Origin of the sequence: Microcystis sp. LE19-41.2A (assembly GCF_027530405.1) — a bacterium.
GTDB lineage: Bacteria > Cyanobacteriota > Cyanobacteriia > Cyanobacteriales > Microcystaceae > Microcystis > Microcystis aeruginosa.
Genome location: NZ_JAPZQJ010000562.1, coordinates 17643 through 28658 on the forward strand (window position 1 = coordinate 17643; position 11016 = coordinate 28658).

11 protein-coding genes and 1 pseudogene are annotated in these 11016 nt (G+C 42.8%); 9 read left to right on the plus strand and 3 right to left on the minus strand.

The genetic code is table 11. The features are described 5' to 3' along the window. Positions 1–3: 3 nt before the first annotated feature. Complete coding sequence (locus O9290_RS23715; RefSeq protein WP_002752113.1) at positions 4–987, minus strand: alpha-ketoacid dehydrogenase subunit beta; 984 nt, start codon at positions 985–987, stop codon at positions 4–6. A gap of 488 nt (positions 988–1475) precedes the next feature. On the opposite strand from O9290_RS23715, the gene O9290_RS23720 reads away from it, so the two are divergent. The 9 genes and pseudogenes from O9290_RS23720 to O9290_RS23755 all read left to right on the plus strand — a co-directional run bounded on the left by O9290_RS23720 (position 1476) and on the right by O9290_RS23755 (position 7861). Then, positions 1476–3044 (plus strand): YcjF family protein, encoded by a 1569-nt coding sequence (locus O9290_RS23720; RefSeq protein WP_288059101.1) that lies wholly within the window; start codon positions 1476–1478, stop codon positions 3042–3044. 80 nt (positions 3045–3124) lie between these two features. Then, positions 3125–3721, plus strand: coding sequence for a bis(5'-nucleosyl)-tetraphosphatase (symmetrical) YqeK (gene yqeK, locus O9290_RS23725; protein ID WP_002763152.1), 597 nt, complete (start codon positions 3125–3127; stop codon positions 3719–3721). 55 nt (positions 3722–3776) lie between these two features. Further along, entirely contained in the window at positions 3777–4181 is a 405-nt protein-coding gene (gene rsfS, locus O9290_RS23730) for a ribosome silencing factor (protein ID WP_002752120.1), read from the plus strand. A gap of 5 nt (positions 4182–4186) precedes the next feature. Then, entirely contained in the window at positions 4187–4690 is a 504-nt protein-coding gene (locus O9290_RS23735) for a CGLD27 family protein (protein ID WP_193960826.1), read from the plus strand. 22 nt (positions 4691–4712) lie between these two features. Continuing rightward, positions 4713–5666: an asparaginase gene (locus O9290_RS23740; RefSeq protein ID WP_194016309.1), complete on the plus strand. Its 954-nt coding sequence runs from the start codon at positions 4713–4715 to the stop codon at positions 5664–5666. Positions 5667–5778: 112 nt separating this feature from the next. Beyond that, the gene (locus O9290_RS23745) at positions 5779–6045 is read left to right on the plus strand and encodes a hypothetical protein (RefSeq protein WP_288059104.1); all 267 of its coding nucleotides are present in this window, start codon (positions 5779–5781) and stop codon (positions 6043–6045) included. A 105-nt stretch (positions 6046–6150) separates the two neighbouring features. Beyond that, positions 6151–6219: pseudogene (locus O9290_RS28315) on the plus strand (divergent PAP2 family protein); the annotation flags it as partial. Between the two features lie 65 nt (positions 6220–6284). Beyond that, positions 6285–7436 (plus strand): AAA family ATPase, encoded by a 1152-nt coding sequence (locus O9290_RS23750; protein WP_288087610.1) that lies wholly within the window; start codon positions 6285–6287, stop codon positions 7434–7436. 2 nt (positions 7437–7438) lie between these two features. Continuing rightward, positions 7439–7861, plus strand: coding sequence for a DUF3226 domain-containing protein (locus O9290_RS23755; RefSeq protein ID WP_288025529.1), 423 nt, complete (start codon positions 7439–7441; stop codon positions 7859–7861). Positions 7862–8110: 249 nt separating this feature from the next. Here O9290_RS23755 and O9290_RS23760 read toward each other — a convergent pair whose 3' ends face one another. Further along, on the minus strand, positions 8111–9964 hold the full coding sequence (locus O9290_RS23760; protein WP_288058603.1) for a peptidoglycan D,D-transpeptidase FtsI family protein: 1854 nt from the start codon (positions 9962–9964) through the stop codon (positions 8111–8113). Between the two features lie 349 nt (positions 9965–10313). Continuing rightward, entirely contained in the window at positions 10314–10835 is a 522-nt protein-coding gene (locus O9290_RS23765; protein WP_002763179.1) for a hypothetical protein, read from the minus strand. Positions 10836–11016: the final 181 nt, after the last annotated feature.

The window sequence follows — 11016 nt, forward strand, 5'->3', positions numbered from 1 at the left end:
TTTTTAAATGCGATCACCGACCATTTTTTGGACAGCTTCGACAATTTGATTAGGTTGAATAATCGTCAATCTTTCTAGATTACCGTTATAAGGTGTGGGGATATCTTGGGAAGATAATCTTAACACGGGGGCATCTAATTCATCGAATAACTGCTCGTTAATTAAAGCAATTAACTCGGAAGCAATTCCCGCCGTTTTCATACATTCTTCCACGATAATCACCCTGTGAGTCTTGCGAATCGAAGCGGCGATCGTCTCCATATCAAAGGGTTTCAGGGAAATTAAATCGATAATTTCTGGATCATAGCCATCTTTTTCTAACTGTTTTAATGCCTGTAAACAGTGATGACGCATCCGCGAATAGGTGAGAATAGTTATATCTTCTCCCTTGCGAACGATTTCGGCTTTATCGAGGGGTAAAAGATACTCGGTATCAGGTAAATTTTCCTTGAGATTATAGAGAAGAACGTGTTCAAAGAAAAGCACGGGGTTATTATCTCTAATCGCCGATTTTAATAAACCTTTGGCGTTGTAAGGAGTGGAACAAGCGACAATTTTTAGTCCGGGTACCGCGTGAAAATAGGCCTCTAAACGTTGGGAATGTTCCGCTCCTAATTGTCTCCCCACACCCCCCGGACCGCGGATAACCATGGGGATTTTAAAATTACCGCCGGAAGTATAACGTAACATCCCGGCATTGTTGGCAATTTGGTTAAAGGCAAGCAAAAGAAAACCCATATTCATGCCTTCAATAATCGGACGTAATCCCGTCATGGCTGCCCCCACTGCCATGCCCGTAAAACTATTTTCAGCGATGGGAGTATCTAAAACCCTTAAATCGCCATATTTTTTGTAGAGATCTTTGGTAACTTTGTAGGAACCGCCGTAATGACCCACATCTTCACCTAAAACAAATACTGTCTGGTCGCGGCCCATTTCCTCATCGATCGCCTGTCGCAAAGCATTAAATAATAGGGTTTCTGCCATATCAAGTCCCCGTTTACAATTCGGTCATCTTATCACTAAACTTATTATCTTACCCCTTTTCTGGCCCGAGGGAATAGGAAGTGGGGAAGTGGGGAGAAGGGAGAATAAATAAAAAGCTATCCCCTGACCCCTGAATACGGCTGCATCTCACATTTGCAGGAATACCGACAATCAGCAATTGTCAGTGACTCTTAGATGACGATAAATGTATCAGCAGCTGCCTGTAAGCATCCCACCGAAAAACTAATGCGCGGGGGGGTGTTTGGGGGGTAGAACCCCCCAAAAGCTGGGATTGAGCGATAAAATCGCAAGTAACGCCCAATTTGAGCAGAGAGTTTCCCTTTAAAAATCCCAACTTAGTAGATTTACAGAAATTGGCTGATGAATAAAAACAATTATGACTATAGATAATAGTCTATTCTAGTTCCCGACAATCGGCCGGCAAAGAACTAAGATCAAGATCAAGCAATCCCCTACCGTTAAAGCTGATGAAATTACCCCGTCTTGCCGCTTTAATCATTGGTCTGAGCTTTATTTTCGGATTAATGTTGTGGTTAGTCAACTCTATCTATCGTCTTTACAGAGATATCGTTTTTCTCGCTCCCCTACTAGCCAATATTCTGCTTTTACTGATTATCGGACTGCTGGGCTTGCTGATCTACATTCTTTTGTACTACTTTTATCTGCTGCCCCAGCAGCAAAAAAGTCGCCGCGGATTGCGTTCTTCCTCCCGTCCACCCCTAAAATTACCGGTAGAAAAAACCGAGGCCGCCGGGGAAACCTTAAAAGCTATCCGGCAACAAGTGGAGCAAATTCAAGATAAAGTAACCCAACAGGTTTTTATTAATCGTTCCCAAGAAATTGAGCGAAGTTTAGCCAGAAAAGAAGTTAAAATCATCGTTTTCGGCACAGGATCGGCGGGAAAAACCTCCCTAATTAACGCCCTCATCGGTCAAATGGTGGGCAATGTGGAGGCAACCATGGGAACCACGGAAAAAGGGGAAACCTATAGTTTAAAAATGAAAGGTGTGAATCGGGAAATTCAAATTACCGATACCCCCGGCATTCTCGAAATTGGTGCGGCCGGAGGTCAAAGGGAACAGTTAGCGCGACAATTAGCCACGGAAGCAGATTTACTTTTATTTGTCATTGATAACGATATTCGACAATCGGAATACGCCCCTTTATTGCGTTTAATTGATATTGGTAAACGTTCTCTCTTAGTCTTTAATAAAATCGATCTCTATAGCGATGAAGATCGAGACATTATTTTAAAACAATTACGAGAACGTCTAAAAGGAGTGATTCTTTCAGCCGATATTATTGCCGTCGCCGCTAATCCCCAACCAGTACAGTTAACCGGGGGACAAATGATCACACCGGAACCGGATATTTTAGCTTTAATTAAACGTTTGGCTTCAGTTTTACGGGCCGAAGGGGAGGATTTAGTGGCAGATAATATCCTCTTACAATCCCAAAGATTGGGGGAAGAAGCTAGGAAAATTATCGATCGCCAACGTCGTCGCCAAGCTGATAAAATTATCGATCGCTATCAGTGGATCGGTGCGGGAGTGATTGCTGTGACTCCCTTACCAGTGTTCGATCTGTTAGCAACGGCGGCGGTTAATGCTCAAATGGTCAGGGAAATTGGTCAAGTTTATGGCTGTGAAATTAACAGCGATCGAGGCAAGGAATTGGCTCTATCTTTGGGCAAAACTCTAGTTAGTTTGGGAGTAGTGAAAGGAGCAGTAGAATTATTAGCCAGAATCCTACAGTTAAATTTTACTACCTATATAGTCGGTAAGGCAATTCAAGGGGTCAGTGCCGCCTATTTAACCCGCATTGCCGGCAAAAGTTTTATTGAATATTTCCGTCAGGATCAAGACTGGGGTGACGGTGGTATGACGGAAGTGGTACAAAGACAATTTCAACTCAGTCGCAAGGAAGAATTTATTAAGTCTTTTGTGGCCGATGCGATCGGTAAAGTGGTACAACCTTTTCAGGATGATTGGCAGCAAGAAGAAGTTTTAGAAGCTAGTTGCGAGGATGATTGGTAAAGATCGAACCCGGGAGCAATAGGCAAAATTGTATAGTAATTGTTACAATCGTTTTGGGGTTCCACAAGGGCAAAAAAAAGATGCGACAGCAAGTTATCGACTGGTTAAAAGAAAACGTCAACGAACACCGTCTGCGACATATTCTCGGTGTGGAGACCATGTGTATTGATTTAGCTCGTCATCACGATCTCGATCCCGTCCAAGCAGGGCAAGCGGGATTACTACACGATCTGGCTAAATTTTTCAAGCCCAAAAAACTGCTAAAAATGGCGGAATCGGCGGGAATAGACGTGGATAATATCTGTTTATCCCATCCCCACTTACTCCACGCCGATGTGAGTGCAGTTGTCGCCCAAAAAGAATTTAACGTTACCGACGAGGAAATTCTCGAAGCAATTCGCAATCATACCCTCGGTAAACCCAATATGAGCGATCTTAGCTGTATAGTCTTTATTGCCGATGCCTTGGAACCCAATCGCGGCGATACACCCGAATTAAACGCCCTACGACAACTCAGCTATCAAAATCTCCATAAAAGCGTTCAACAAACCTGTGATTATTCCCTAAAATATCTTTTAAGTAGCCATTGTCCCATTCATCCCCGCACCGTGCTAACGCGCAACTGGGCGTTACAAATTGTTAAAGAACAACCAACAGAAACTAAAACCATTGATTAACATAATCTCAAGACTCGCTTACAACCACCTCAGCCAAAGGATAACCACAACCTGAATGACCAATCCCACTGGAATTATTACCCCCATCGCCGAAAATCTCAAGACCGAAAAATTTCTAGAGACAATTGTCACAGCTGCCGAGGACAAGAAAGCAGGGGACATCGCCATCCTGAAAGTCGCCGATATCTGTTATTTAACCGATTATTTTCTGATTATTACCGGCTATTCTACCACTCAAGTGCGAGCGATCGAGGATGCGATCGAAGCTGCTATGGAACTAGAATGGCAACAGTCTCCCCGACAAGTGGAAGGAAAAAGCGAAGGTAGCTGGATCCTGATGGATTATGGCGATATCATTGTCCATATCTTTTTACCAAAAGAGCGAGAATTTTATAATTTAGAAGCTTTTTGGGGTCATGCTCAACGGATTCCTCTACCTAGCGACCATTTAGAGGAGTAGAATCCATGAAATCCTCCCTTGATTTCTGTCCCGTCCCGGAAGAACAGCAACCGGTTAACGAGTACGAACAATTAAAAGAATCTTGGTTTTTCCGTTGGGCGACGCTAGATGTAGCCTCTTATACAAAAAAAATTGTCTGGTTATGGTTATGGACATGGTTAATTGTCGGACCGATTGCCGCCGCTAGTTTTCCCCTCAAAAAGGCCCCTTTTCTCTTCCTCTGTGCGGGGATTTTTGGCTCGACAATTTTGGTAGGATTGGTGTTATTGCGCTTGTATCTGGGCTGGATCTACGTCTATGATCGCTTGCAATCGGAGAAAGTATTTTATGAAGAGTCGGGTTGGTACGATGGCCAAATCTGGACAAAAACCGCCGCCATTTTAACCCGCGATCGTTTAATCGTCTCCTATCAAATCCAGCCCATTCTCCAGCGTTTACAAAAAACCGCCCTGATTCTAGGGGCAATTGTCGCTATCAGTGGTCTTTTTTGGCTATTTTTCACTCACTAACCGCAACCAATCACCAATCTGAATGAATAGGGTAAAACGTTCACCAACCCACCGCTTAGAAATTCATCTCCTCCGGGAAGGTATTATTGAATCGGTTCATAATGTCGAGGCCGCTATTTGCGATGACCGCGGCCGGGTATTATCCACCGCCGGCAGCGCCGAAACTAGCGCCTTTATTCGTTCGGCCCTGAAACCTTTTCAAGCACTGGCTGTCATCAGTACCGGCACCCTCGAACGCTACGATCTCAACGATAAGGATCTAGCCATTATCTGTAGTTCTCACCAAGGCACGGTGGAACACGCCCGTCAAGTCTTTAATATTCTCTGGCGTGCCGATATCGATCCTAATGCCCTGCAATGTCCTCTCCCGGAAGGTAAACCCAGTCGCTTGCAGTACAATTGTTCTGGTAAACACGCCGGGATGTTAGCGGTGTGTCAACAGCGCGGCTGGCCGTTAAATAGCTATCTCCGGCGTTCTAGTCAGATACAAAAGCTAATTTTAAGCAAAATTGCCGAATTATTGGGGATGCCGGGGGATGAATTAATCAGCGCCCACGATGACTGCGGTGCGCCCACCTATTCAATGCAGTTGGGGCAAATGGCCCATCTCTACGCCCAGTTAGCCTCTGGCAACCGTTTAGACTTAGAAAGAATCGTCCGGGCGATGACCTATCATCCCCGCATGGTAGCAGGAGAAGGGGCTTTTGACACGGAATTAATGCAGGTTAGCCAAGGGGAAATCGTCAGTAAAGCCGGGGCTGAAGGGATTCAATGTATTGGGCGCGTCGGTGAGGGTTTAGGATTAGCAATAAAAGCCCTAGATGGTTCCAAACGGGCTAAATATGCCGCCGCTTTGCAAATTCTTAAACAGTTAGGCTGGATTACTCCCAATGTGGCCGAATCTCTCTCGGAAAAATTCCTCAAAATCGGCAGTTATACCCGCTTGGAAGTGGTGGGAGAAATGGCTTTGTTATAAATAGTGGGTTGACCAAGGGTAACACATCAAAAACTTTTATTTTTGGTGTGTTAGGGCAGTATTTGAATCTTGATTTTTTTCCTCAAAAACTGAACTTCGGAGTAGAATACAGATGACTAAATTAATTCAAGAAACTTTCGAGCAAATTGCACTGCTTTCTGAAGAACAACAAGATAGCCTGGCAACCTATCTAAAAAAACACCTAGCTGAATTTTTAGAAGAAGCGGAAAAAGAACGACGAATTGCAGAAGGGACTTATACCATAAGTGATTTTAACCAAAAAACTCAACAAGCTATTCAGAATATTGAAGAACCAAAAAACTTAACTGTTGGCAAGGATGAAGTTGAACTATATCAGCAGCTAGGAATTTATCGCTAACCTGATTATATGATGTCATTAATCTCTAGAGTCAGCGATTCCCTCTGTAGTCATGTTTTTGCTGGTTTTCTGCACCGAAACCAGCTATAATGATCGAGAGGTGAAAAGGGACTAAAAGCGCTGATTGAGTTAATCTGTGATGGTAAGGTGAGTCTGCGCTATCTAGTCTCGTCGGTGGTCTTGGCTACTGGGGTTGAGATAAACTAGATTTAATAACTGAAAATCCGGGGTAATCACTCATGTTACAATCCCTAAAAATTGAAGGCTTTCGCGGGTTTCAGAATTTTGAGATGGCCAATCTTGGTCGAATTAATCTCTTAGTGGGTAAAAATAATAGCGGTAAAACTTCTATTTTAGAAGCGATTCAGTTTTTGTATGCTCAGAATAATATAGATATATTTCTTGAAACTATTAGCTATAGAGGTGAGTTTGGTTGGTCAGAAAGTAATCTACCTGGTCGCACTAAAGTTTTTGAAATTTGTCATTTATTTCCTGGGCATGAAATCGTCCCAAGTCAGGAAATTATTATCATTGGTTCTAGGGAATCACATCAGGAAAGTGTTACTATTTCTGTTAAAAGTATTCCTATACAACTATCTCCATTTCCAGACAAAAATGATGATTTAAATAATGATAATATTTTCGACGATGAGGAATGGAATAAACTTCTTTTAAGTATTAGATGGAGTCAATCACAAAAACCTATTGAACTGGAACTTCTTGCCAACGCTACTCTTGCCAGAGATTCCACAAGAAGAATGGCTAGTTTAAGCAGAATTTCCCATAAAATAGGTATTAATAATAAAATTGAATTGAAGTTCTTAAGACCATTTTCTCTAACAAGTTCTGATATGGCATCACTTTTTGATAACATTGTTCTCTCTCCTTTAGAAGACTTAATTATTGAATCTTTGAAAATTATTGAGCCAAAAATTGAAAGGATAGCTAGGATTGGCTCTAGCAAGTATTCAACTTCAAATAACCTAGGTGTTAGAGGTGGGTTTTTAATCAAAATTAAAAATCATGATCAACCTATACCTATTGGCAGTTTAGGCGATGGATTTTGGCGAATGTTAGGATTAGTTTTAGCGATGGTTAATCTTGAAAATGGAATTTTATTAGTTGATGAAATTGATAGCGGATTGCATTTTACTGTCATGACTGATATGTGGAAAGTAGTCTGGGAAACCGCCAAAAAACTCAATATTCAGGTATTTTCCACCACTCACAGCCGCGATTGTTGGCAAAGTTTAGCCGAATTAATTACCGAAGAAAAAATTACCGATAACGAGATTACTATTCAAAGGATAGATAGGGAAAAAAGCCAATCTGTAATCTTTGATCCAGAAGAAATTGTTATTGCTGCTACAAGTAATCTTGAGGTGCGGTAACAATGCCTAAAATAGAGACAAAAAAGTTATTAGTGGAAGGTGCAGAGGAATTGAGAGTTATTCCCCAATTAATGGCAGCAAATGGAGTTACTTGGAATAGAGGGGAAGAACCATTGAATATCATAAATTGTGATGGTGTTGAAAATTTACTAAAACCTAAATATATCTCTACGCAACTAAAAACTCCTAACGGACTAACTCATTTAGGAATTATTATGGATGCGGACGAAGAACCTGATAATCGTTGGAAAAGTTTATATAATGCCTGTTTACCAAATATACCTAGCTTACCTCAAAATTTACCAGCAGCGGGATTAATTATGACTCTAGAATCGGGGATAAAATTCGGTGTGTGGATGATGCCAGATAATCAATCTAGAGGGATGTTAGAGACTTTTTTAGCCTATTTAGGGCTTGCTGAATAATGGTAAAACCCTTTTAAAATAAGGCTTTTGACCTGTTAAAATCCGATGTTAGTGCCAAAAAATCGGATTGGGACCATCAAAAACCTGGCATTATCCTTATTATAGTACATGGGTTGGTACAAAAAAGAGAGGGCAACAAAGCCTGAAACTCCCGACGACCGGCTACTGACGACCGACTCCTGACTCCTAACCCCACCAACAAACTTTTTCAGCAAACCCTAAATAAAGCCTCTTTCAAAAAGACTTAAATTAATCGTGCCGCGGGGGTTTATTGGTCGCAGAACCCGCCGGAACGACCTTGGAGGTGGGGGGGATACCTTTGAGGGAAATGAGCGTATTCATCACCGTTTTTGCCACAGGAGCGGCAACAGTGGAGCCAAAAGTATTGGCACCCTTGGGTTCATCCACCACCACCAAAACCACATAACGGGGCGATTCGATCGGTAAAATCGCCACAAAACTGGTAATTTTGGCGTTAGGTAGATAACCCCCCGTCGGACTAGCTTTTTGTGCGGTTCCCGTTTTGCCTCCGATGCGATAACCGGGGATTTGGGCCGCTACCCCCGTCCCCTTGCTGACGACGGTTTCCATCATTTCCACCACTTGCCGGGCCACGGTGGGAGAAAAGACTTTTTTGCTGGGATAATCGGGCTGCCAGTGCAAACGGCCGCGGTCGTCGGCTAATCCTTTGATCACATGGGGAGTCACCAGGGTGCCACCATTGGCCAGCGCACCGTGCAATTGTACTAATTTTAAAGGCGTTAGGGATAAACCTTGACCAAAGGAAGCGGTGGCCGATTCAATGGCATTATCCAGAAATTCTTGTTCGGGTTTGAGATATCCTGATACTTCTCCGGGTAAATCTACACCAACCCTTTGATTTATGTCCAATCCTAATAAACTTTTATAGAAATCAACTCGCCCCATTTTTTGGGCAATTTGCACCATGGCCACGTTACTAGAGGTTTGTAGGACTCGGGCCATATCTAGCGCCCCATAACCCTGTTTAGAGGCATTTTTAATCGTCCAGGGACCGACAGTAATTGCCCCCGGATCATTGACTACCGTACTAGCTTTAATTGCCCCCGCTTCCATGGCCATGGCGACAATAATTGGTTTAAAAGTTGACCCCGGTTCGTACTGATCGGCTACGGTCCAATTTTTAAATAGAGCCACATTGGCTTTATAGTATTCGTTGGGGTTAAAAGTTGGCTCACAAACTAGGGCTAAAAGAGAACCATCAAGGGAGTCCATGACGATGACGGCTCCCCGTTTAGCATTAAATTTTTTTAGCTGTTCTCGTAGGGCCGTCCGCGCCGCTCTTTGTAGTTTTAAATCGAGGGTTACTTCTAACTGTAATTCATCAAATTGAAAGATACCATGGGGAACAAAAGCTGGTAAAATTCGCCCGTCTCCCATGCGTCTTGTATTGACAGAAAAGGGATCTCTTTCTAATAACTGACTGGAACCTCTCTCTAATCCTGCTTGACCACGATGTTCTTTATCTACATAGCCAATCACGTCGGCTGCCACATCGTCTTGGGGATAATAACGAGCGTACTTTTCCTCTAATTCTACACCGTCAAGAGATAATTGTTTTAAGCCCCTAGCCACGGATTCGGTTAATTGATTGGCTAAACGAATTCCTGTTTCTTTTTCTTTAAATTTTTGAATCAGTTGATTACTGGGAATATTTAATAAAGGAGCTAATTTATCAGCCACTTCTGCCGGCGGAATCGCAAACAGTTTTGGGTGTGCATAAAGAGTATAAATCAAGCGATCGGTCGCCAAAACATTACCATTACTATCGACGATCGCCCGTCGGGGAATATAGGGTCTAATACTGGTAGTTTGCTGTTGTCTGGCTCTTTTTTGCAATTCCTGTCCTTGTACTATTTGCAGTTGGTACAATCGCCAAGCTAAACCCACAATACCCATGACTAAAATCAACCACACCGCCACCAATCGCCCGTTACTCAAAGGCAAATTTTTTAACTTTTTTTGCCGTTTTTTGGCGTTTAAATAGGACTTTCTGTCCTGGATCCTGCCAGAGGGCGATCGAGTTTTTTTACCTCTAAATCTGGGTCTTTTTGTGTCAGTCATGAGCAGTATCTTTCAGTTATCAGTGAGCAGTAATCAGTAATCAGTAAGCAGTAATCAGTGAGCAGTAAACAGTAAACAGTGAGCAGTAAACAGTAAACAGTAAACAGTAATCAGTACACTTAAAAACTCACATCTGATAACTGTTAACTTACCCACTGATAACTGATAAGTGGGTGGGTGGAATTAAATATAAGATGAACGTAGGTTGGGTTGAAGCATGAAACCCAACGCCCGATTATGTTACGCTACCGCTAACCCATCCTACACATAATTGTGCCTCCCCACTTAACTGATAACTGCTAACTGTTAACTTCCCCACTGATAACTGTTAACTGTTAACTGATAACTGTTAATAGGCACTTCTCGGTCGAGAATTGACGGTAGATTGGGGTTGAGAAGCGGTGGCCGGTTTCAGGTTAGGGGCAGATTTACGCTGTAAAAAGATAGTTTGGAAGGGTTGGGGATGAGTTAATCCGGTTTCGGGTTTTTCTGCTTGTTGAGCTAGTTGATGTTTAAGGGTTTCATTGGTGGCCAAAAGATGGCGCTCGTGACGTTGCAGTGTTTCCAGTTTACCAAATTCTTTGTCCCAAACCTTGGGAATATATACCGTCCAAGCATATATTCCCAGAGTCGAACCCAACAGACAAAAAGTAATCACGGCCACTATTCTTTCTAGGAGGCAAAGGGAACGTAATTGACGCGAGGCCACTTGTTTTTCTGTCGGGGCCACGGGAACTCTCACCACCGATTTAGTCGTCGGTTTTACTGTTGGGGTCGTCTGATTTACTGGTGACTGGGGACGAGGTTGACTGCCTTGGCTTTTTTGGCGAGGAACGGGAACGGGAATATAGGACTTATGGGCAGCAGACATGATTTTCTCTCAATATTTCTAGCTAGTGGTCGTTGTCAAAAATGGTTCTTCGTTACTTGGTATGGTTCGATAGGGGGGCATAAATCGACTAAATCCTTATCTGGCAAGAGACTTAATTGATTAGTTCGCTCTAGAGCAAAAACAATTGACAAAAATCGCTAAATGCCTTTCTCTATAAGGG

What these genes read in the sequence shown, in the direction of transcription:
- O9290_RS23740 (WP_194016309.1), top strand. Translation starts at nt 4,713, where the DNA reads ATGAATAGGGTAAAACGTTCACCAACCCACCGCTTAGAAATTCATCTC.
- O9290_RS23720 (WP_288059101.1), top strand. Translation starts at nt 1,476, where the DNA reads ATGAAATTACCCCGTCTTGCCGCTTTAATCATTGGTCTGAGCTTTATT.
- O9290_RS23765 (WP_002763179.1), bottom strand. Translation starts at nt 10,835, where the DNA reads ATGTCTGCTGCCCATAAGTCCTATATTCCCGTTCCCGTTCCTCGCCAA.
- rsfS (WP_002752120.1), top strand. Translation starts at nt 3,777, where the DNA reads ATGACCAATCCCACTGGAATTATTACCCCCATCGCCGAAAATCTCAAG.
- O9290_RS23735 (WP_193960826.1), top strand. Translation starts at nt 4,187, where the DNA reads ATGAAATCCTCCCTTGATTTCTGTCCCGTCCCGGAAGAACAGCAACCG.
- yqeK (WP_002763152.1), top strand. Translation starts at nt 3,125, where the DNA reads ATGCGACAGCAAGTTATCGACTGGTTAAAAGAAAACGTCAACGAACAC.
- O9290_RS23750 (WP_288087610.1), top strand. Translation starts at nt 6,285, where the DNA reads ATGTTACAATCCCTAAAAATTGAAGGCTTTCGCGGGTTTCAGAATTTT.
- O9290_RS23745 (WP_288059104.1), top strand. Translation starts at nt 5,779, where the DNA reads ATGACTAAATTAATTCAAGAAACTTTCGAGCAAATTGCACTGCTTTCT.
- O9290_RS23715 (WP_002752113.1), bottom strand. Translation starts at nt 987, where the DNA reads ATGGCAGAAACCCTATTATTTAATGCTTTGCGACAGGCGATCGATGAG.
- O9290_RS23755 (WP_288025529.1), top strand. Translation starts at nt 7,439, where the DNA reads ATGCCTAAAATAGAGACAAAAAAGTTATTAGTGGAAGGTGCAGAGGAA.
- O9290_RS23760 (WP_288058603.1), bottom strand. Translation starts at nt 9,964, where the DNA reads ATGACTGACACAAAAAGACCCAGATTTAGAGGTAAAAAAACTCGATCG.